This window comes from Sphingomonas sp. Root720 (genome assembly GCF_001428605.1).
In the GTDB taxonomy this organism is placed as follows: Bacteria; Pseudomonadota; Alphaproteobacteria; order Sphingomonadales; family Sphingomonadaceae; genus Rhizorhabdus.
Genome location: NZ_LMID01000010.1, coordinates 610261 through 632221, shown reverse-complemented (window position 1 = coordinate 632221; position 21961 = coordinate 610261). Strand labels below are relative to the sequence as shown.

The following is a 21961-nucleotide window of genomic DNA, read 5'->3' as shown; positions in this document are numbered from 1 at the left end:
TCGCGGCTCGCAAGGCGGAGGACGGCATGAGCGAAACCGAACCCGATACCGTCGACGCCCCGGCCCCCGCCCAGAGCCTGCATGACGAAGACGACCGGCTGAAGTCGACCTTCGTCGACGCCGTCATCGCCTGCGTCGAGGATGGCGACATCGAGGGCGCCCGCGCGCTCGTCCACCCGCTCCATCCCGCCGACATCGCCGACCTGTTCGAGCTGGCGCCGCAGGACATGCGCCGTCCGATCGCCACCGCGATCGCCGAGATGCTCGACGGCGACGTGCTGGCCGAGATGAACGAATGGGTGCGCGAGGAGCTGATCGAGGCGCTCGCCCCGCACGAGGTGGCCGAGATCGCCACCCAGCTCGACACCGACGACGCGGTCGCGATCATCGAGGAACTCGAGGAAGAGGACCAGCGCGCCGTGCTGCGCGCGATGGAGCCCGACGATCGCGCGGCGATCGAGGAGGCGCTGTCCTACCCGGAGGAATCCGCCGGCCGCCTGATGCAGCGCGACCTGATCGCGGTGCCCGAGCATTGGACGGTCGGCGACGTGCTCGACTATCTGCGCAAGAACGAGGACCTGACCACCGATTTCTGGGAGGTCTTCGTCGTCGACGCCGGCCATCACCCGATCGGCACCTGCAAGCTGAGCTGGCTGATGCGCACCCCGCGCGGCATCGCGATCGGCGACGTGATGCAGCGCGAGCAGACGCTGATCCCGGTCGACATGGACCAGGAGGAGGTTGCCCTCCGCTTCCAGAAATATGCGCTGATCTCGGCGGCGGTCGTCGACCATGCGGGCCGGCTGGTCGGCATGATCACGGTCGACGACATCGTCCACATCATCCAGGAGGAGGCCGGCGAGGATATCCTGAAGCTGTCGGGCGCGGGCGACGGCGACATCAACGAGCCGATCCTCGAGACGGTGAAGGTCCGCCTGACCTGGCTGGTCGTCAATCTCGGCACGGCGGTCATCGCCGCCTCGGTGGTCGGGCTGTTCCAGACCACGATCGCCCGGCTGGTGGTTCTCGCGGTGCTGATGCCGATCGTGTCGGGCATGGGCGGCAATGCCGGTACCCAGACCATGGCGGTGGCGGTCCGCGCGCTCGCGCTCAACCAGCTGACCTCGTCCAACACCGCGCGCATGATCATGCGCGAATTCCGCATCGCCATCATCAACGGGCTGTGCATCGGCGGGCTGCTCGGGACGGCGGTCTACCTGATCTACGGCAACCCCGATCTCGGCATCGTCATCTGTCTGGCGATGATCATCAACAACATCACCGCCGGGCTCGCCGGCATCCTCGTCCCGGTCTGTCTAGACAAGGCGGGGGCCGATCCGGCGGTGTCGTCGGCGGTGTTCGTCACCACCGCGACCGACGTGATGGGGTTCTTCTCCTTCCTGGGCCTCGCCGCGCTGTGGGGGCTCCACCGTTGATGGCGCGCGGTTGACGGGGCACGGTTGATTGCGGGGCGGATCGTGCTGATATGGACGGCATGAGCGCGCTCAACATGACCAAGATCGCCTTCGGCTGCGACGGCTTCGACGAGCTGCGCGCGCGGCTGGCCGGGCGCATCGACCGCGGCGAGCAGATCGTCCTCACCACCCGCTACATGCCCAAGCGCGCCGACGAGATGGTCGGCGGATCGCTCTACTGGATATCGCAGCACCGCTTCGGCCTGCGCCAGCCGCTGATCGGCTTCAGCGAGATCGAAGGCGGTCGCTGCGGCATCCTGTTGGCGCCGACCCTGATCGAGGTCGAGCCGCGCCCCCGCCGCGCGCACCAGGGCTGGCGCTATCTGAGCGCCGAGGACGCGCCGAAGGACCTGCCCGAAGGCGGGGCGGAGGGCGACAAGATTCCGGTCGCGCTCCACGCCGAACTGGCGGCGATCGGGCTGATCTGACGGCCGTTACCGGCTGACAAGGGTGAAGGGCGCCCAGCTTTCCGGCCGATCCGCGCCGGACGCATGGCCCCCATGGCGAATGCGCAATATGGCGCGGCGCAGGCGTTCCTCCGGCGGCACGCGGCTGTCGCGCGCGACCTCGACCGTGATCCGCGCGGCGATATCGTCCCGCACCGGCCAATGGCTGACGAGCAGGGAGCGTGCCCCGGCGTAGAAGAACGCCCGCGCCAGGCCGGACAGCGCGGGCGCATCCTTGGCGTCCCCGGCGGCCGTGTCGCAGGCGGAGAGCACGACCAGAGCGGCGTCGGTGGTGAGCCTTGCGATTTCCGAGGTGGTAAGCAGGCCGTCATCGGCCGGATCGCCGGTCGCCGCCGGTGTCAGCACCAGCGCCGGTTCCATCAGGTCCGCGGCACCGCCGGCAACCAGTCCATGCGTGGCGAAGGCGAGGACGTCGACGCCCGTCAGGCGCGCATTCCGCACCGCCGCTTCGGTGGCGTCGGCGCCGAGCAGGACGATACTGTCCGGCCCGCCGATCTTGGCGCGCATCTCGGCCAGTTCGCGCGCCGCGCCGGGAAGCGGGGCGAGAGCGGTGATATCCTGGATCGTGCCCCCGGCATCGCGGTAGCTGCGAGAGCCGCTCGCGACGGTGCCGGCCAGCAGGGGCGCACCGATGCCGACGAAGCGGCCGTGGGCGACGGAGCCGCCATCCAGCGGGCTTCCGCCGGCGGTCAGCAGGATCGCATGATCGTCGATCAGCCAGCGTGGCGGCCGTCCGGCGCGTGGCGGGCTGGTGACCAGCGCGGCGAAGGGTATGGCGAGCAGCGATCCGGTGGCGGCGATGCGCCAGCGCGGACTTTTCTCGGCGAGCTGGCGCGCCGATCCGTGCAGCAACAGCGCATAGAGCCTGGCGGCGGCATCGGCGTCATAGGCCTGCGGCGCGCCACCATCGGCGATGGCGCCTCGCGACCGGCGATCGGCGTCGATCGAACCGCGCAGCCGGGCGACGAGGCCGTGGAGGCCGGGTGCATCGATCGCGCTGTCGGCGAACGCCACCCGGCTGCGATCGACGACGAGCGCCAGCAGCCTGTCGTCGAGCTGCACGAAATAGAGCTGCGCCTGTCGGCGGGCGAGCCCGGCTTGCAGGGCGTCGAGGTCGACGATCCTCTCCTGCAGCGCCACTTCCTGGCCGGTCAGGGCCGCATCGATCGTCGCGATCTCGGCCAGCGCCTGCTGATATCCGGCGGGATCGCGGCCATAGCGATCGAGCGCGGTACGGCTCAGCGCCGCGCGGCGCGCGGTGGCGTCCTGGCGGGCACGGATGCGCAGGGCCTGTTCGCTCTGGCCACGGGCGAGCGCGGCGGTAATCGCGCGGCCGCTGTCGCCGATCACGAGCCGCTGGGCGACGTCGAGCGCCAATGCCCGGTCCTGCGCCAGCCAGGCCAGTCGCGCCATCGTCTCGAAGCCGTCCCGGAAGACGAGGTCGCGGCTGATCTCGGTCTGGTTGGCGTTGGCGATCGCGGTGAGCCGCCGATAGGCCGGCGTCGCGCGGGCGAGGCCGCCGCGGACATCGCCGGCACGCGCCATCAGGTGGCCCGCCGCGATCTCCCCGCCCAGCAGCGGGGGACTGTCGGGTGCCAGCGTCGCGTGGCGGATCGCCTGCGCCCGTTCGAGTTCGGGGCGGGCTGCAGTCAGGTCGCCGAGCGCGGCGAGATCGGCGGCAAGGCCTTCGTGCAGCGACGCGAGGCGGAAATGCTGCGGGAAGTCGAGCTTGAACGCGGCGATCGCCATCCGGCGCAGCGCGACGGCGTCGGCCAGCCGCCCGAGGTCGCGATAGTCGTCGGCGAGATTTTCGCGGAGCTGGTTGAGGCGGGGATCGCTGGCGCCGAGCTTACGTTCGGCGACGCGCACCGATTCCTCGAGCAGGGGTAGCGCTTCCTCGGGCCGCCCGGACAGGCGCAGCGCCCGGCCGAAGTTGGACTCGGTGATCGCGACGCTGATCGCCTCCTTGCCGAGCTTGGCGACGCGCAGCGGCAGCAGTCGTCGGTAGAGCGGCTCGGATTCGCGCCAGCGACCCTGAGTGTCGAGCACGGCGGCATAGTTGGACAGGGTGATCATCGTCAGCGGATGGCCCTGCGGCAGGCCGCGCGCGGCCATCGCCAGCGCGTCGCGCGCGACGTCCTCCGCCTTGGCGAGCAGGCCCGCCTGGGTGTAGATCGAGCCCAGGCTGGTGGCCGTGCCGACCGTGACCTCCGCATCGGGCGGAGACAGGCGGCGGTGCAGCGCCAGGGCTTCCTCCACCCATTTGGCCGCCGTGGAGAGGTGCCCCGCCTGCTGTTCGACCGATCCGATGTTGAACAATGTCTCGGCCAGGGCCACGCTTCCGCCCGGCACCGCCAAGCGCTGGACCGCCGCCACTTGCTCCAGCATCGAAGCCGCCTCGGCGGTCCGGCCGGCGGAGGCGCGGGCCAGCGCCAGCGCGATGGCGCCTGCGAGCCGCGCCGGATCGTCCGGCGGCCGTACCGTCAGGAGCGGGGCGGCCTCCTCCAGCAGTGGGAGCGCTTCCTTGTCGCGGCCGACGCCGATCAGCGCCGAGCCATAGCGCACGAGCACCTGGCCCAGCTCCGCGGGCTTCGTGCGAAAGCGGGTGCGCGCGGCGGGCAGGGCGGCTTGCCAGGCCGTCACGGCACCGGCGGGATCGGCTTCTATGTCGATCGCCCGGGCGGCGGCGATCGGATCATGTGGCGGCAGGGCCGCCCCATGGGCCGCGGGCGCCACCCACAGCGCCACCGCCAATATCGTTGCTCGCATGACCCCCATGTCCCCCCGCCGCGGCTTTGCGCCATTGCGGAGCGAAGAGGAAGGGGGCTATTCGCTCGAAGTCCATTCCGGCCATAGCGGTCCACGACCCGATGCCATCGGATCGGCCGCTCAAGCTTATCGTCTCACCGCGATTTCCGCGTCGAATCGCTCCAGCGGCGCGCGATCAGTCCCCGCATTTGATACTGCCGGGGCCGGTCTTCCGCACGGTGCAGCTCGGCTTGCCGGCGATGCGGATGTCGCCGGGCCCGGTCAGGTTGGCCCGTGCGACGCGGGTGGGGCCGACGGTGATCGTGCCGGGACCCATGAGATTGGCGCTGAGCAGGTCGACCGCCAGGCCGGCGGCGCGGATATCGCCCGGGCCGGTGAGCGAGGCATCGGCGCGGCCGGTCTTGCCGGCGATCGTCAGGTCGCCGGGCCCGGACAGCCTGGCGGTCAGCCGGCTGGTGTCGAGCCGTCCCACCGTCAGGTCTCCGGGACCGGAAAGGGCCGCGGTGAAGGCGGTGGTCCGGATGCGGTCGATCGTCAGGTCGCCGGGGCCCGCCAGCTCGGCGGCCTCCAGCATCGGCACGGTGATGTCGACGATCACCTTGCCGCCGGTCCAGCGCAGCGGGTTCCAGTTCGAACCCTTTTCGGCGGTGACGACCAGCATTGTCCCGCGCGGCTCGACGACCAGCCGGTCGATCCCGTTCTGCGGGCCGCTGGCGTTGACAGAGACCCGGCCGCCGGTGCGGACCCGGACCGTATAGGGGCCTTCGACCCTGAGCTTGACGAAGCCGGGGACCGGGAAGGAGCGGGTCGCCGCCTGCGCCGGCAAGGCGGCCGCGACGAGCGAAAGGCCGAGCAGGGCCGGGATCGATAGACGCATCGGGCTCTCCATGATCTGTATTAGTAATATAATACGGCTTTGCGCCGCGCGCCGCAACCCGCCTCGGCCTGGCAGGATGGGTCGGCAAAGAAAAAGGGGCGGCCCCGAAGGACCGCCCCTTTCCGCCTCTTCCGGAGGAAGAACGCTTATTTGTTGTGGATCGCAGCCGCCTTGCGGAGGATGTCGAGGATCTTTTCCTGCGCCGTCGGCTCGTCGACCGCTTCCATCGCCGCGAGTTCGCGGGCGAGGCGGCTGGTCGCCGCTTCGAAGATCTGGCGCTCCGAATAGCTCTGCTCGGGCTGGTCGTCGGCCCGGAACAGGTCGCGGACGACTTCCGAGATCGAGACGAGGTCGCCCGAGTTGATCTTCGCTTCATATTCCTGGGCGCGGCGCGACCACATGGTGCGCTTGACCTTCGGCTTGCCCTTCAGCGTGGTGAGGGCTTCGCCCATCGTCACGCTCGACGACAGCTTGCGCATGCCGACGGCTTCAGCCTTGTTGGTGGGAACGCGCAGCGTCATCCGCTCCTTCTCGAAGCGGAGAACATAGAGTTCGAGTTTGGCTCCCGCGATTTCCTGGCTTTGCAGTTCGACCACGCGGCCGACACCATGCTTGGGATACACGACATAATCGCCGACGACGAAGCTCAGCGCCTTGGCAGCCATTTAGCAGACCTTTCTTTGGGATGCCGCATAGGTCCCGTCTGATCCGCCCCCCCAAGCGGCCGACGGCGATTCCATACGGCGAGTCACAGATTCCTTGTTGCAGGCGCTATAGATCGCGCCCGGACCCGAATCTTGTAACACATTGGTAAGCGAAAAACCAGCATCTCCGGCTTTTCGCCGGGGCTGGTCCCGATTCGCGATGGTTTTCGCGGGTGCGAAGGGGGGTCAGTCGCCCTGGCCGGGCTCCGGCGAGAAATATTTGTCGTACTTGCCGTCGACATTCTTGAACTCGTCGGCATCGGCGGGCGCGTCGCGCTTGCGGGTGATGTTGGGCCATTGGGCCGCGAACGTGTTGTTCAGCTCCAGCCACTGCTCGAGTCCCGACTCGGTATCGGGCAGGATCGCCTCGGCGGGGCATTCGGGTTCGCACACGCCGCAATCGATGCACTCGCTCGGATTGATGACGAGCATGTTGTCGCCCTCGTAGAAGCAGTCGACCGGGCACACTTCGACACAATCCATATACTTGCAGCGAATGCAGGCATCGGTGACGACGTAGGTCATTGCAACTCCCTCGAGCCCGACCGTCCACGGAAGAAGCGCTCGCGCTTTCCCGGTGACGGAAATCGGGCCCGCCCAATATGCGACCGCGATCGCCCGTCAGGCCAGTCTGACGGGATCGAGGTCCGGCGAACGCGCCCCCGTTAGGTCGCGGCTCGCTCCTCGTCAACAGGGGGAGGTGACAGATCGGTATAGCAGGCCTGGGCCTCGCGTGCCGGGCCGCGCCGCTCGGGCAGCGCCTCGATCCGGATCACGCGCACCTGTCCGTGCAAGGGGAAGCTCAGCACATTGCCGACCCGGACATGGATGTGGGCGCGGTCGATCACCCTGCCGTCGATCCGCATATGGCCCGCCTCGGCGACGTCCTGGGCGAGCGGCCTTGTCTTGGTAAGCCGCGCGAACCACAGGAATTTATCGAGCCGCATTGCGCGAAAGCGTTCCCGGATAGAGATCGGCCAGTGCACCGAAGGCGTTGCCGGGCCGGGTCAGGCGTTCCTTGCGCGGTTCGCGCTTGCCCTTCCATATCCAGGCGTCCGCCCCGCCCGGCGAAGCGGCGCGGAAGCCCAGCGCGAGCATCAACTGCGCGAAGCTGGGGTGGCGCAGGCCTAGCGAGGTCGCGAGGCCGGGGTCGGGGGTGAAGGGCGTCCGGCCGGTGCGCGAATCATGGGCGATCCGCGCCAGCCGCTCGACCAGGTCGACGCGCAGCATCTGGGCACCGAGCGCGCGATAGCCGGCGCGCACCATCGCCTCGCAGGCCGCCGCATCGGGCGGCGTGGCCATCGATACCGCGCCCGGCACCGGCAGCTCGGGCATCGCCTGCCCCTCCGCCGCAGCGAACAGCGCGATCCGCCAGCGGGTCGGCTCGGGCTTCAGCAGCGTCGGCGAATAGACGTCGATGGTGCCGAGCTTGACGTCGAGCCGCTCGGCGCGCGAACGGCCCTCGCGATCGAGATGCTCGATCGCCGACCCGACGCTGGGCCGGGCGATGATCCCGCCCGCCTCGGCCAGCGGCGACAGCAGCGCGCGCAGCGACGGGGAGCAGGCGGGATCGCGCGCCGCCTCGAAATAGCGGGCGAGGGGCTTCAGCTCCCGCTGGATGCGGCCTTCCAGCCAGCTTGCCAGCCGCTGCTCGACCCCGGCCCGGTCGGCCGGGCTCAGCGGATCGAGCGCGCGGTGGAGGCTGATGCGCGGCGTCAGCAGGGTACGGCCCTTCTCGAGCCGCGCCACCACGTCGCCGCGCCAGAAGATCGCGACCGGCCGGCCGGCATCGGTCGCCAGCGAGAAATGCCCGTCCTCGTCGGCCGCGAGCTGCCGCGCGCGGGCGGCGAGCTCGACGCCGAGCCGACGCTCGGCCGCCGCCATCAGCCGCTTCATGTCGCCATGGCGGGCGAGATGGTCCGCCTTGAAGCGGAAGCCGATCAGCCGGCCGATCGCCTCGCCGTCGACGGTGACGATGCCGTCCTCGTCGACCTTCACCGGCAGCAGCAGGTCGCCGCCCTTGGCGCCCAGGTCGCGCATCAGCACCGAGGTCCGCCGGTCGACGAAACGCTGGGTCAGCCGCTGGTGGAGCGCGTCCGACAGCTTTTCCTCGAGCATGCGGGTCCGTTCGGCCCAGCTCCCGGCGTCGGCCAGCCAGTCGGCGCGATGGGCGATATAGGCCCAGGTGCGGACCCCGGCGATGCGGTCGGCGAGGGTCTCGACGTCGCCCTGGACGCTGTCGAGCCGGGCCAGCTCGTCGGCGAACCAGCTGACCGGCAGATGCCCGTCGCCCTCGCTGAGGTGGCGGAAGATGCGGGAGACGAGGCGGCCATGCGGTTCGGGGCCGGTCTTGCGGAAGTCGGGGAGGCCGCAGGCAGCCCATAGCCGGCCGATCATCCGCCTGCCGCGCGCCCGCTCGCGCACCCAGTCCTCCTCGGCGAGGCGCTTGAGCACCGCCAGGTCGATCGCCTGCGGCGCGGCGCGCAGCACCTGCCGGTCGGGCCGCCGTTCGAGATCGGCGATCAGCATGTCGAGCGTGTCGAGCGACGGCGCGCCCTCGCGCCAGTAGAGATGGTCGATCGACGGAAAATGATGCGCCTCGATCGCATCGACCTCCTCGTCCTCGAAGCGTGCGCCGCTGGTGCCTTCAAGCGCGAGCGTGCCGAAGGTACCGTCGCGCTGGTGGCGGCCGGCGCGTCCCGCGATCTGGGCCATTTCCGAGATGGTCAGCCGGCGCGCGCGGCGTCCGTCGAACTTCCGCAGCGACGCGAAGGCGACATGGGCGACGTCCATGTTCAGGCCCATGCCGATCGCGTCGGTGGCCACCAGATAGTCGACCTCGCCGGCCTGGAACATCGCCACCTGCGCGTTGCGCGTGCGGGGCGACAGCGCGCCCATCACCACCGCCGCGCCGCCGCGCAGCCGGCGCAGCATCTCGGCGACCGCATAGACCTCCTCGGCCGAGAAGGCGACGATCGCCGAGCGCGGGGGCAAGCGCGACAGCTTCGTGGCGCCCGCATAGGTCAGGGTCGAGAAGCGGGGGCGGCCGATGATCTCGGCGTCGGGCACCAGGGCGCGGATCATCGGCCGCAGCGTTTCCGACCCGAGGATCATCGTCTCCTCGCGACCGCGGGCGCGGAGCAGCCGGTCGGTGAAGACATGGCCGCGCGCGGGGTCGCTGCCGAGCTGGGCCTCGTCGAGCGCGACGAAGGCGAAGTCGCGCGCGTTCTTCTCGATGCCGTCGGCCGACGGGCCGCCGCCCAGCGGCATCGATTCCGCCGTGGTCAGATAATATTGCGCGTTGGGCGGGAGCAGCTTCTCCTCGCCGGTGATCAGCGCGACGCGGTCCTTGCCCTTGATCGCGACGACCCGGTCATAGACCTCGCGGGCCAGAAGCCGCAGCGGGAAGCCTATCATCCCGCTCGAATGACCGCACATCCGCTCAATCGCGAGATGCGTCTTGCCGGTGTTGGTCGGGCCCAGCACGGCGACCACCGGCTGGGCACTGAAAGTGGCCATGCCCCCAAGATTGGCAGTCCCTGTGACGAACGCAAGCGCGAAACAGCGGGCCGACTCCGCTCACGGACGAAATGACTCGGCTCGTCGCATTCGCCCGCCCGTGGCGCCGGGATTAGTTTGACATTAACCATCGTCGGGCAGACTGATCTTGCCTGACCCGAAATTATGTCGTCAGGGCAAGCAGATAGGCGATTTTTCAAAAGGGGCGGGGGACGTTGTTCCGCAACGACGGTCAGGGATTTCCAGCAGAGGGCTATGCCGGCGGCGGTAGCCGGGGCGCGCTCGTCGTCGCCCGGGCGAACCGTTTCCCGGCGATCGGCCGGCTGATCGACAGTCCGATCGGCGATGCGGTCGACCGTCTCGCCGGTGCCGACCTGGTCGTCGACCTCGGCGCGCGGATCGGTTCGCGCGAATGGTTCCGCGGCCTGTTCACCTGCCTCGGCCTGTGCACCGCGGCGGGGATGATGGCCCCCGATCTCAAGCCGATCAACTTCACCGCCGAACCGCCGATGAGCGCGGCGCACCGCGAACAGGTGCGGGCGCTCGGCATCGCGCCGCTCGGCCTGGGCGGCGACACCGGACAGCGCATCGCGGCGACGGGGATGGTCGAGCCGCTGACCGACACGCCCGAACGGCCCCGCGTCGAGCTGGCGGCGACGATCGGCCAGGGCGACGGCTTCGCCCGCGTGCTCGAACGCGCCGGCGTCTCGCGCGAGGAAGCGGGCAAGATCGCATCGATGGTCGGCGATACCGTGCCGCTCGACGATCTTCGCGCCGGCACGCGGATGGACCTGGTTCTCGGCCGCCGCGCGGTGAAGAGCGATCCGCGTCCGCTCGAGACGCTCGATTTCCGGGCGCGCTTCGATCTCAAGCTCGCGGTCGAGCGGATCGACGGCCAGCTTCGCCTCAAGCGGATTCCGATCGCGGTCGACAATACGCCGCTGCGGATCCAGGGCCGGGTCGGCTCCAGCCTCTACCGCTCAGCGCGGGCCGCGGGCATCCCCAGCGGTGCGATCGAGGCGTTCATCAAGGCGATATCCCAGAAGCTGGCGATGCGGGGCATCGGCTCCGACGCGCGGTTCGACGCGATCATCGAACATGCCCGCGCCGAAACCGGCGAGGTCAAGATGGGCAGCCTGCTGTTCGCCGGCATCACCGAGGGCCGCAAGAAGGTCCAGATGCTCAAATGGACCAATGGCAGCCGCGAGCAATGGTATGAGGCGAACGGCGTCGGCGAGACCAAGGGCGTGATGCGCCAGCCGGTGCTCGGCCACCTCACCTCCAGCTTCGGCATGCGCTTCCACCCGATCCTCGGCTTCTCGCGCATGCATCAGGGCGTCGATTTCGGCGCGCCGATGGGCGCCCCGATCGTCGCGGCGAGCGATGGCGTCATCAGCTTCGCCGGGCGCCATGGCGGTCATGGCAATTACGTCCGGATCAACCATTCGGGCGGCATCGCCACCGGCTACGCCCATATGAGCCGGATCATCGCCAAGTTCGGCCAGCGGATCCGCCAGGGCGAGCTGATCGGCTATGTCGGCTCGACCGGCCTGTCGACCGGTCCGCACCTTCATTACGAGATGTATCGCAACGGCAAGGCGATCAATCCGACGTCGATGAAATTCACGACGGTGCAGCAGCTCGCCGGCCGCGATCTCGCCAATTTCAAGGCGAAGCTCAACAATCTCCTGTCGGTGCGGGTCGCCAATGGCGGCGGCGCGGCGACGCAGGACAATAGCGCCGAGGCCGAGCCCAAAGACAAGGGCAAGCCCAAGAAGGGCTGAGCGCGGCGTCGCCGGATTTCGGACGGCGGCGTAGGGGGACCTTTGCGTAAACGCTGTCACCTTGCCGTCATCCCGGCGAAAGCCGGGATCTCCCTTCATCTTCGTCTTTCTTCCCTAACGGCAGAAAGGCAGAGAGATCCCGGCTTTCGCCGGGATGACGATGAAGCGAATGGAGATGGGCTCTTACGCAAAGGTCCCGCCTGCGCTGGCATGACGGCGAGTGCCGATGCCCGCCTTCGGGCCCGCCCCACCGCATCGACCGATAGTTTACTTCCACCCGCCTTCGCGCGGCGCTAATCTTCGGCGGCAGGTGGCGTGGTGGAGAGCGGCATGATCGACGAGCAGGGAATTTTTCTGGGCGCGAGCCCGAGCCCGTCGGGTTTGCTGGCGCAGCATCTCAATCTCCGCCGCGCCAACCGCCACGGCCTGATCGCGGGCGCGACCGGCACCGGCAAGACGGTGACGCTGCAGGGTATCGCCGAGAATTTCTCGGCCGCCGGGGTGCCGGTGTTCCTCGCCGACGTGAAGGGCGACCTGTCGGGGATCGCGATGGCCGGATCGCCGACGGCGAAGAACGCCGACAAGCTGGTCGCCCGCGCCGCCGAGATCGGCCTCGAGAACTTCGTCTGGGGCGACAATCCGACGATCTTCTGGGATCTCTACGGCGAGCAGGGCCACCCGATCCGCACGACCGTTTCCGAAGTGGGACCGTTGCTGCTCGCGCGACTGATGAACCTCAACGAGGTGCAGGAAGGCGTGCTCAACATCGCCTTCCGCTATGCCGACGAAGAGGGATTGCTGCTGCTCGATCTCGGCGACCTCCAGGCGATGCTCGCCTTTTGCGCGGAGAATGCCGACGATCTGTCGAGCCGCTACGGCAACGTCACCAGGGCGAGCGTCGGATCGATCCAGCGCCAGCTGCTCCAGCTCGACAGCCAGGGCGGCGCCCATTTCTTCGGCGAGCCCGCGCTCGACATCCACGATTTCCTGGGGCTCGACGACCAGGGGCGGGGCTATGTCAACGTGCTGGCCGCCGACAAGCTGATGCAGAGCCCCAAGCTCTACGCCACCTTCCTGCTGTGGCTGCTCAGCGAACTGTTCGAGAATCTTCCCGAGGTCGGCGATCCCGACAAGCCCAGGCTCGTGTTCTTCTTCGACGAGGCGCACCTGCTGTTCGACGATGCCCCCAAGGCGCTGACCGACAAGATCGAGCAGGTCGTCCGCCTGATCCGGTCGAAGGGGGTCGGCGTCTATTTCGTCACCCAGAACCCGATCGACGTGCCCGAGGACGTCGCAGCCCAGCTCGGCAACCGGATCCAGCATGCGCTGCGCGCCTTCACCCCGCGCGACCAGAAGGCGATCGAGGCGGCGGCGGACACCTTCCGCATCAACCCCGATCTCGACGTCGCCCGCGCGATCATCGAGCTGAAGGTGGGCGAGGCGCTCGTCTCGGTGCTGCAGGAGGACGGATCGCCGAGCATCGTCCAGCGCACGCTGATCGCGCCGCCGCGTTCGCGGCTGGGCTCGGTCGATGCGAAGGAACGGGCGATCATCCAGTCGATCTCGCCGGTCGCGGGCAAATATGACGACGCGGTCGACCGCGAATCGGCCGAGGAGATACTGGCCGTGCGGGGCCAGGCGTCGGCCGCCGCCGCGCAGGCCGCCAAGGCGCAGGCCGAGGCCGACAAGGCCGCCGCGGTGCAGGCCAAGGTGGAGGCGAAGGCGCAGGAACAGGCGCTCAAGGAGCAGGCGCGGCGCGACGCGATCGCGGCGCGCGAGGCGGCGAGGCCCACCGGCCTCGACCGCGCCATCCAGTCGGCCACGCGGGCGGCGGCCTCCTCGGTCGGCCGTCAGGTTGCCAACGAAGTCGGTCGGGCGGTGTTCGGCGGGAGCAGCCGCAAGCGTTCGGGCGGGATCGCCGGCCAACTGGTGCGCGGCATATTGGGCGGGCTGTTCAAGTAGATCCTCATGGCCGAGTAGTCACCGTCCCTGGTTGCGCCAGCGGCCGATGACATGTTCGACGAGCGCGTCCTCGTCGCCGACGCGGCTCCACAGCTCCGAGAAGACGGGATCGTTCGAGGCCGGGCGCAGCCCCGCCTCGAGATCGTCGAAGGCGACCCGGATCGGGATCGGCACGCCCTCGCCGCAGATGATCGCCTCGCGGTTGCGCAGCGCCGGGATCGTGTCGAGGAAGCCGCGCGCGCCTTCGGGCATGGCCGCCTTGACGAAGGCCTGGTCGCGCTCGTTGTTGAGGCGCATCGCGATGATCGTGCCGCACTGGGACAGCACCCCTTCGGCGAGGTCCGAGGGGCGCTGGGTGATCAGCCCCAGCGAGACGCCGTATTTGCGGCCCTCCTTGGCGATCCGTTCGAGAATCCTGCGAACCGGGCCGTTGTTGGCCGAGCGGTCGGAAGGGACGTAGCGGTGCGCCTCCTCGCAGACGAGGAGGACCGGGTGCTGCGCCTGGCCGCGCGCCCAGATCGCATAGTCGAACACGCAGCGCGCCAGCACCGAGACGACGACCGAGGTGATCTCCGACGGCACGCCCGACACGTCGATCACCGAGATCGGCTTGCCGTCGCCGGGCAGGCGGAAGATGCGCTTGACGAAGCTCTTCATGCTGTCGCCGACCAGCATGCCCGAGAACATGAAATGATAGCGCGGATCGGACCGTATCTCGTCGATCTTCTGCTTGATGCGCAGAAAGGGCGCGCTGTTCGACGCCTTGTCGAGCTTGCCCATCTCGGTCTGGATGATCGTGGTCAGGTCGGACAGCACATAGGGAATCGGGCTGTCGACGGTGATGCGCGCGACGGTTTCGGCGGCGCGGTTCTTCTGGCGCGCGGCGAGCAGGCATTTGGCGAGGATGTCGGCATCGGTCTGCCGCTCGGCGCCGCTGGTGGTCAGCAGCACCTCGCAATGCTCCTCGAAGTTCATCAGCCAATAGGGCATGGCGAGGTTCGACACCCCGTAGGAGGCGCCGACCTCCGCGAAGGCGGCCTCATATTCGCCGTGGGGGTCGATCATGACGATGTGGCCCGCGGGCGCCATCCGGCAGATGCGGTGGAGGATCAGCGCGGTCGCGGTCGACTTGCCGGTGCCGGTCGACCCGAGCAGCGCAAAATGCTTGCCGAGCATCGCGTCGACCAGCAGCGCGGCGCGGGTCGAACAGGTCGGGTGGACCGTGCCGATCTCGATATGGGCGAGGTCGCCGGCACTGAAGATCGCGTCCATGTCGGCGCCGGTGACCGCGGCGACGGGGGTGCCGGGCAATGGATAGCGGGTCACGCCGCGCCGAAAGCCGGTGATCGTCCCGGCATCGTCGATCGCGCCTTCGCCGAGAAAGGAGATGCGCGCGCCGATCTCGCCGTCGCCGTCGCCGTCGCCGAGATCGTGGACCGATCCGATCACGCAGCGGCCCGCGACCTCCATCCTGAGCATCGAGCCGATCTCCCCCGCCATCGCCACCGAGGGGTCGTCGTCGTGCGCCAGCAATGCGAGCAGCCGGCGATCGAGCCGGAGGGCGGCGCCGCTGCCCGCCACCGAGGTGATCCGGCCGACCGCCGTCGCGCCGAGGTCCGTTGCCGTCTGGAAAATGCCGCCGCCGACCCTATCGTTCATTCCGTCCACCGCTCCCGTTCGCGACGGAAACCGCCTAGCGGCGCGGGGTTAACAAAAGGCCCCCGGCGGCGAGGGGCGGCGGCTTATTCGCGCAGGCGGCGGAAGGCGGTGCTCGCGGCCCAACCGAGGATCAGCGAGAGCAGCACGGCGGTGAGGCCGTAGACGAAGCTGTGGCGCTCGGCGGCGCGGGCGACGAACGCCTCCATGCCCGATTTGTGGATTTCGATGTCGCGGGTGGCGGCGGCGATGACGCGGCCCTTCTCGATCAGGAAGGTCTCGGCCGTGTAGCGGCCGACGGGGACGCGCGCGGGAATGGCGATGCGCGCGCGGTAGAGCACGCCCTCGCTGATCTCGACGCCCGTGTCGGTCTGCGAATAATAGCCGCCGCGCCGCTTGAGCTCGATCAGGCCCTCCTCGAAATGCCGGTCGGCGGCAGGATCGCCGCCGCTGGTGGGCGAGAGCTGGAGATTGTCGATCCCGAGTTCGTAGATGACCGAGGTCCGTCCATCGACGATGCTGGCGATCGGCTTGGACGAGGCGAGCGCGTAGAAGGACGGCACCGATCGGAAATCGGCGCTGTCGGCGTTGATCCACATGCCCGCGATCTTGCGCTTCTCGCGCACCAGCACCGGTTCGGCCGGCCCCTTCACCACCACGGCGATCTGCGCGTCGTCGCTGGGCGTGCGGCCGCCGGGATAGAGGATCGCACCGAACAGCAGCAGTTCGGCCCCGGTGAAGCTGTAGATGATCTCGATCTTGCGCTGCGATACGTCGGGGACCAGCCGGGGACTCTCGGCGGAGACCAGCAGCGGCGCGAGGAGCAGGAGGAGGCGCTTTCTCACAGCGCCTGCACCGTGAAGATCTCGGGCGGGCGCCAGGTGAGGCCGAGCAGCATGCGGATCGCCACCACCAGCACGATGAAGGCCAGCGCCAGCCGCAGATATTCGGGCTTTATCTTCAGCGCGAGCCGGGCGCCGAGCTGCGCTCCGGTGACGCTGCCGATCAGCAGCAGCCCCGTCAGGACGAGGTCGACCGCGCGGGTCGTCATCGCGTGGACCATCGTCGTCGCGGCGGTGACGAACAGAATCTGGAACAGCGAGGTGCCGACCACGACCCGTGCCGACATGCCGAGGATATAGATCATCGCCGGCACCAGGATGAAGCCGCCGCCGACGCCCATCAGCACCGTCATCACGCCGGTCAGGAAGCCAAGCATCAGCGGCGCGATCGGGGAGATGTAGAGGCCGGAGCGGTAGAAGCGCCAGCGGAAGGGCAGCATCGCGATCAGCGGATGATGGCGACGGCCGCTGCCCGCCGGGCGCTGGCCGCGCCATTCGGCCAGGATCGCGCCGATCGCATCGCGCGCCATGACGATGCCGATCCCGCCGAGCATCACGACATACATGACGTTGACGACGGTATCGATCTGGCCGGCATCCTGGAGCAGGCGGAACAGGAAGCCGCCGATCAGCGACCCGATCGCGCCTCCGACGACCAGCACCGCGCCCATGTGATAGTCGACCCCGTCCCGGGTGCCGTGCGCGAGGACGCCCGAGACGCTGGCCCCGGTGATCTGCGGCGCCGAGGAGGCGACCGCGACGGCGGGAGGAATGCCGTAGAAGATCATCAGCGGCGTCGTCAGGAAGCCGCCACCCACGCCGAACATCCCCGACAGCAGGCCGACCAGCCCGCCCAGGCCGATGATCACGAGGATGTTCACCGAGAGGCCGGCAATGGGCAGGTAAAGATCCATGGTCATGGGCTAGAGCATTTTGGTGGGCGGGGGGAAGGGTGCGGGTCGAATTATCGCTAATTTCGTCAGCCCGGCCCCCGACCGGGCCGGCTGGGGCGGAGAAGGCTTGCAGCGTGGCGCAGAGGCGATATATCCACGCCATGGTTCCCTTTTCGTTCTGTTCGGTCGACATGTGCGCATTGCCGGAGGGCGGGCTGTTCCACGCCCCCTCGGCCAGCCTGCTGCTGGCCGACCTGCATCTCGAGAAGGCGAGCAGCTATGCGGCGCGGGGGCAGATGCTGCCGCCCTATGATTCGATCGAGACGCTGCGCCGGGTCGCGGCGCTGGTCGACCGGACCGGCGCGCGGGCGCTCTATTGCCTGGGCGACAGCTTCCACGATCGTGCCGGCATCGCCCGGCTGGGGGACGAGGCGCGCGGGCTGCTCAGCTATCTCACCGCGCGGACGCGCTGGACGTGGATCGTCGGCAACCATGACGCGGCCTTCAGCGATCCGCTCGGCGGCCATGTCGTTTCGGAGGCCGAGCTGGCGGGGCTGTGGCTGCGCCACGAAGCCGACCCGGCCGATCCGCGGCCGGAGGTTTCGGGCCATTATCATCCCAAGCTCAAGATCACCCTGCGAGGGCGGCGCGTGTCGCGGCCCTGTTTCGTCGTGGGGCGTACCAAGCTGATCCTGCCCTCCTTCGGGGTGCTGACCGGGGGCATGGACGCCGCCGATCCGGTGATCCTGCGCACCGTCGGCCGCGACGCCCGCGCACTGCTGGCCGTGCAGGAGAAGCTGCTGGGGTTTCCGCTCGCCGCCTAGATAGAGGTTGCCGCCCACGGTCCCGACTGCCTATCTTCGAAGCTGTAGGATTTGCGGCCCATCGATGCGTTACCAGCTTACCCCCGTGACCGCACAGTTTCGTGATGCGGGAACCGAACAGGCCTTCCGCGTCTCCATTCTCCGCAAGGTGCAGGAGGATAGCTGGCTGACGCTGATCGTCGCCGCGGCCGGCATGGCGATGTTCGGCATTTCCGATTATGGCTTCCTGGGCCTGGCGCGGGAATTCTACCTGCTCCTCGGGATCAGGGCGACGCTGATCGCGACGTGCCTGGCCCTCGCGATAGTGCTGCGCTCGTCGGACGCGCTGCTGACGCGCCCCTGGCTGCTCAGCGTCGCGCCGGCTCTGATCGCCACGGGTTCGCTGGCCCTCATCGCGATCCGGCCGGAAACCCTGTCGACGCAATTGATCGCCGTGGTGGTGGTCGTCATGGCCTTCTACCTTTTCTCCCCGATCCTGCTGTGGGGCATGATCGGTACGAGCCTCTATCTGGGGATCGGCTTCCTTCTCGGCGCATGGCATTGGGGCGGCCTGCCGTGGGAAACCCTGCGCTCCTACGGCCTGCTGCTGATCATGGCGAACGTCGTGGGCTATGTGGTCGCGCGGCGGCTCGCCCGCCTGCAGCGGCAACAGTTCGAGCTGCTGAACGAGGAGCGGCGTTCCAAGCAGCGGCTGCTGGAAGAGGTCGGGCGCCGCGAGGCGCTGGAGAAGCGGCTGCGGATCATGGCCGACACCGACGAGCTGACCGGGCTCGCCAACCGGCGGAGCTTCCTGCAACGGGCGCGGACGGCGTTCGACACGGAGCGGAGCGGAGAACGTCCGTTCAGCCTCTGCATGATCGACCTCGACAATTTCAAGGCGATCAACGACCGCTGGGGCCATGCCTGTGGCGACCGGGTGCTGCGCGAGGTCGCCGCGATCTGCCTCCGGGTGTTTCGCGAAGGGGATGCCGTCGGCCGCTTCGGCGGGGAGGAGTTCGTCGCGGCCCTTCCCGGCGCCGACATGGACGAGGCCCGCCGGATCGCCGAGCGACTGCGCGCGGCGATCGCCGGCCTGCGGCTCGACGGGGCACTGGCCGAGATGCGCGCGACGGTGACGGTCGGCCTTGCCGAGGTCCGCCCGCTCGAATCGGGGCTCGAGCCCGCCCTCAAGCGCGCCGACGCGGCGCTCTACCAGGGCAAGCGCAGCGGGCGGAACATCGTCCTGGAGGACATCGTCCCGGACGCGGAGTGAGCGCCGAAGGTCGGGACCGGCGGCGGCTCAGCCGACCGGATAGACCGTCAGGGCCTGTTTGCGGAAATGGGCGGGGAAGGCGATGCGCAGCGCCTCGACCTTGGGCAGGTCGTTGTAGACGATATAGGGATAGTCGGGCTTCCGGGTCAGGAAGTCCTGATGATATTTTTCCGCCGGGAAGAAGCCTGCATAGCGTTCCACCTTGGTGACGATCGGCGCCTTCCAGAGCTTCGCGGCGGCGAGTTGCGCGACATAGGCCTGCGCCACCGCCTTCTGCTGCGGCGTCGTCGGGAAGATCGCGGTGCGATACTGGGTGCCCCGGTCGGGCCCTTGACGGTTGAGCGTTGTGGGATCGGCGACCACGGCGAAATAGATGCGCAGCAGCGTGCCGTAGCTGATCTGGCTGGGATCGTAGACGATCTTCACCGCCTCGGCGTGACCGGTGCTGCCGGTGCCGACCGATTCATAATCGGCGGTCTGGGCCGCGCCGCCCGAATAGCCCGACACGGCCGACCGTACGCCCTCGACATGCTGGAACACGCCCTGCACGCCCCAGAAGCAGCCGCCGGCGAGCACCGCCGTCGCGGTCTTGCCCTGCTCGGCCGGATCGACGGCAGGCGCGGGGACGCGGACGATGGGGCCGGGATCGACCCGGGGGGTCGGGGCGACGGCCGGGCTGCGCGTCGCCATCGTGCCGGCAGCCACGAGAAGCAGCAAACCGGCGGAAATCCCGGCGATCAGCGGCCGGTTAGGACTGTCCGTCAAAAGGGCATCCTTTTTTCCATCCTGTGACCATAATGCCACACATATGGAGCTAGGCAAATATTTATCAACATTTGCGCCCTCGGACGCTGGAAATGCCGGTGGGCCTCAAGCGCCGGCGGGAGCCCGCCGCCGGCGCCCCAGGGCTCCTACTTCAAGGCCGCGCAGGCGGCCTGGATGCGTTCGCACGCCTCGGTCAGGATCGCCTCCGACGTCGCATAGCTCACCCGGAATGCCGGTTCGACCCCGAAGGCGGCGCCATGGACCGCGGCGACCTGGTGCTCGTCGAGGAAATAGTCGATCAGGTCGGCGTCGTTGGCGATGACCTTGCCCGACGGGGTCTTCAGACCCATCAGGCCCGACACGTCGGGATAGACGTAGAAGGCGCCCTCGGGACGCGGGCAGTTGATGCCCTTCGCCTGGTTGAGCATCGAGACGACGAGGTCGCGCCGCTTCTGGAAGGCGATGGCGCGCTCCTTGAGGAAGCTCTGGTCGCCGTTCAGCGCCGCGGTCGCCGCCGCCTGCGCGATCGAGCAGGGGTTGGAGGTCGACTGCGACTGCAGCTTGGCCATCGCCTTGATCAGCGGGACCGGGCCGCCGGCGAAGCCGATGCGCCAGCCGGTCATCGAATAGGCCTTGGAGCAGCCGTTGATCGTCAGCGTGCGCTCGTACAGGTCGGGGGCGACCTGCGCGATCGTCGCGAATTCGAAGCCGTCGTAGAGGATGTGCTCATACATGTCGTCGGTCATGATCCAGACATGCGGATGGCGGCGGAGCACCTCGGCGATCGCCTTCAGCTCGTCGGCCGAATAGGCCGCCCCGCTCGGGTTGGACGGCGAGTTGAGCAGCACCCACTTGGTCTGCGGGGTGATCGCGTCCTCGATCTGACCGGGCGTCACCTTATAGGCCTGGTCGGCGCCCGCCTTGATGAAGACCGGGGTGCCGCCCGCGAACTGGACGATGTCGGGATAGCTGACCCAGTAGGGGGCAGGGATGATCACCTCGTCGCCGGCCGAAACGGTCGCGACCAGCGCGTTGAACAGCGTGTGCTTGCCGCCGACGTTGACGGTGATCTGCGACGCTTCGTAGGTCAGGCCGTTGTCGCGCTTGAACTTGGCGGCGATCGCGGCCTTCAGCTCGGCGGTGCCGTCGACATTGGTGTACTTGGTCTGGCCCTTGCGGATCGCCTCGATCGCGGCGTCCTTTACGAAGTCGGGCGTGTCGAAGTCGGGCTCGCCCGCCGAAAGGCCGATCACGTTGATCCCCTTCGCCTTCAGCTCGAGCACCCGGCTCGACATGGCGAGCGTGGGCGAGGGCGAGATGCGGTTGAGGGCAGGGGCGATGAGGCTCATGGCGCGGCGCTTTCCTGATGAGAACGGTTGGGAAACGCGCGCGCTATAGGGGAGCGGGGCCGAAGCCTCAACCACGACCTTGATCCTCAAGGGCGGAAAAGCCGGATCAGGCCTTCAGTCGTGCGCCGAAACCAGCCGGGCCGCGATCAGGCCGCGCAGCGAATTGCCGATGAAGAAGCCGCCCGCAAGGTCGGCGGCGCGCAAGTCGCCCTCGATCGCCGCGCCTTCGTCGAGCAGCCGCCGGCGCAGGACCCCGGGCATCAGCGATCCCGAGCGCGGCGTCACCAGCCCGCCTCCCGCCGGATCCGGCACGAAGATATTGGTGAAGCTGCCCTCGGTGAGGAGACCGTCCGGCGCCGCGAAGATCACCTCGAAGGTCCCGGCCCGGCGCCGGGCATCGTCGAGGAAGGCGCGATCGCTGGTCTTGTGGCGCAGGCGCGGATCGCCGACCGGAACGGGGAGCGGGACGATCGCGACATCGACAGGCTCCGCCGGTCTTTCGGGAAGCGCGCGAACCTCGATCGCCAGCGCGCCGCTCGACGCCAGCATCAGCCGGATCCTGGCATCGGCGGTCAGGCGGAAGGTCGAAGCCTGGAGATCGTTGCGGCAGTCATGGCGGTTGAAGACGAAGCCCAGCGCGTCGGCGCTCGCCTTCATCCGGTCGAGATGACGATCCAGCTCGACGAAACCGTCAAGGGCTTCGAACCGCATCGTCTCGATCAGATCGAACGACCTCGTCGTCATCGCGACCGCACGCCCCTGCCTACCTACAATGCCACGCCCCAGATACGTTGCACCCGCACCAATGGTTTCGATTGGTTCG

General features: G+C 68.7%; 18 protein-coding genes. 6 read left to right on the top strand and 12 right to left on the bottom strand.

What is annotated here, in order from left to right:
- Positions 1–26 precede the first annotated feature (26 nt).
- Together mgtE and ASE22_RS10335 are read left to right on the top strand one after the other, a co-directional pair.
- Complete coding sequence (gene mgtE, locus ASE22_RS10340; RefSeq protein WP_056358394.1) at positions 27–1436, top strand: magnesium transporter; 1410 nt, start codon at positions 27–29, stop codon at positions 1434–1436.
- 50 nt (positions 1437–1486) lie between these two features.
- Positions 1487–1903, top strand: coding sequence for a DUF1489 family protein (locus ASE22_RS10335; RefSeq protein WP_056358391.1), 417 nt, complete (start codon positions 1487–1489; stop codon positions 1901–1903).
- Between the two features lie 6 nt (positions 1904–1909).
- Here ASE22_RS10335 and ASE22_RS10330 read toward each other — a convergent pair whose 3' ends face one another.
- From ASE22_RS10330 to ASE22_RS10305, 6 genes are all read right to left on the bottom strand, one after another.
- Positions 1910–4720 carry a CHAT domain-containing tetratricopeptide repeat protein gene (locus tag ASE22_RS10330; protein ID WP_082545803.1) on the bottom strand — a complete coding sequence of 937 codons (2811 nt, stop codon included), beginning with the start codon at positions 4718–4720 and terminating at the stop codon, positions 1910–1912.
- A 166-nt stretch (positions 4721–4886) separates the two neighbouring features.
- Positions 4887–5588: a head GIN domain-containing protein gene (locus ASE22_RS10325; RefSeq protein ID WP_235536216.1), complete on the bottom strand. Its 702-nt coding sequence runs from the start codon at positions 5586–5588 to the stop codon at positions 4887–4889.
- Between the two features lie 146 nt (positions 5589–5734).
- On the bottom strand, positions 5735–6253 hold the full coding sequence (locus ASE22_RS10320) for a CarD family transcriptional regulator (RefSeq protein ID WP_046192972.1): 519 nt from the start codon (positions 6251–6253) through the stop codon (positions 5735–5737).
- Positions 6254–6478: 225 nt separating this feature from the next.
- Positions 6479–6817 carry a ferredoxin FdxA gene (gene fdxA / locus ASE22_RS10315; protein ID WP_056358381.1) on the bottom strand — a complete coding sequence of 113 codons (339 nt, stop codon included), beginning with the start codon at positions 6815–6817 and terminating at the stop codon, positions 6479–6481.
- Between the two features lie 140 nt (positions 6818–6957).
- The gene (locus ASE22_RS10310; RefSeq protein WP_056358378.1) at positions 6958–7239 is read right to left on the bottom strand and encodes an RNA-binding S4 domain-containing protein; all 282 of its coding nucleotides are present in this window, start codon (positions 7237–7239) and stop codon (positions 6958–6960) included.
- Positions 7226–9811, bottom strand: coding sequence for a helicase-related protein (locus ASE22_RS10305; protein ID WP_056358376.1), 2586 nt, complete (start codon positions 9809–9811; stop codon positions 7226–7228). The genes ASE22_RS10310 and ASE22_RS10305 overlap by 14 nt, the downstream gene beginning before the upstream one ends.
- A gap of 215 nt (positions 9812–10026) precedes the next feature.
- Between ASE22_RS10305 and ASE22_RS10300 the strand changes: the two genes are divergently transcribed.
- Positions 10027–11595 carry a M23 family metallopeptidase gene (locus ASE22_RS10300; protein WP_056358373.1) on the top strand — a complete coding sequence of 523 codons (1569 nt, stop codon included), beginning with the start codon at positions 10027–10029 and terminating at the stop codon, positions 11593–11595.
- A gap of 330 nt (positions 11596–11925) precedes the next feature.
- Entirely contained in the window at positions 11926–13557 is a 1632-nt protein-coding gene (locus tag ASE22_RS10295) for a helicase HerA-like domain-containing protein (protein WP_056358815.1), read from the top strand.
- Positions 13558–13575: 18 nt separating this feature from the next.
- Here the strand turns inward: ASE22_RS10295 and ASE22_RS10290 are convergent, their stop codons facing one another.
- From ASE22_RS10290 to ASE22_RS10280, 3 genes are all read right to left on the bottom strand, one after another.
- Complete coding sequence (locus ASE22_RS10290) at positions 13576–15216, bottom strand: ATP-binding protein (RefSeq protein ID WP_056358371.1); 1641 nt, start codon at positions 15214–15216, stop codon at positions 13576–13578.
- 83 nt (positions 15217–15299) lie between these two features.
- A complete protein-coding gene (locus tag ASE22_RS10285) occupies positions 15300–16058 on the bottom strand; it encodes a TIGR02186 family protein (RefSeq protein WP_056358368.1) in 759 nt (252 codons plus the stop codon).
- Entirely contained in the window at positions 16055–16969 is a 915-nt protein-coding gene (locus ASE22_RS10280; protein WP_056358813.1) for a sulfite exporter TauE/SafE family protein, read from the bottom strand. The genes ASE22_RS10285 and ASE22_RS10280 overlap by 4 nt, the downstream gene beginning before the upstream one ends.
- Positions 16970–17109: 140 nt before the next feature.
- On the opposite strand from ASE22_RS10280, the gene pdeM reads away from it, so the two are divergent.
- Positions 17110–17772: a ligase-associated DNA damage response endonuclease PdeM gene (gene pdeM / locus ASE22_RS10275; RefSeq protein WP_056358365.1), complete on the top strand. Its 663-nt coding sequence runs from the start codon at positions 17110–17112 to the stop codon at positions 17770–17772.
- 85 nt (positions 17773–17857) lie between these two features.
- Positions 17858–19024, top strand: a complete 1167-nt coding sequence (locus ASE22_RS10270; RefSeq protein WP_156397487.1) for a GGDEF domain-containing protein — start codon at positions 17858–17860, stop codon at positions 19022–19024.
- Positions 19025–19051: 27 nt separating this feature from the next.
- Here ASE22_RS10270 and msrA read toward each other — a convergent pair whose 3' ends face one another.
- The 3 genes from msrA to ASE22_RS10255 all read right to left on the bottom strand — a co-directional run bounded on the left by msrA (position 19052) and on the right by ASE22_RS10255 (position 21882).
- The gene (msrA, locus tag ASE22_RS10265) at positions 19052–19789 is read right to left on the bottom strand and encodes a peptide-methionine (S)-S-oxide reductase MsrA (RefSeq protein WP_056358362.1); all 738 of its coding nucleotides are present in this window, start codon (positions 19787–19789) and stop codon (positions 19052–19054) included.
- Positions 19790–19935: 146 nt separating this feature from the next.
- Complete coding sequence (locus ASE22_RS10260; RefSeq protein ID WP_056358360.1) at positions 19936–21138, bottom strand: pyridoxal phosphate-dependent aminotransferase; 1203 nt, start codon at positions 21136–21138, stop codon at positions 19936–19938.
- Positions 21139–21252: 114 nt separating this feature from the next.
- On the bottom strand, positions 21253–21882 hold the full coding sequence (locus ASE22_RS10255) for an aminotransferase class IV (protein ID WP_056358357.1): 630 nt from the start codon (positions 21880–21882) through the stop codon (positions 21253–21255).
- Between the last annotated feature and the right edge of the window lie 79 nt (positions 21883–21961).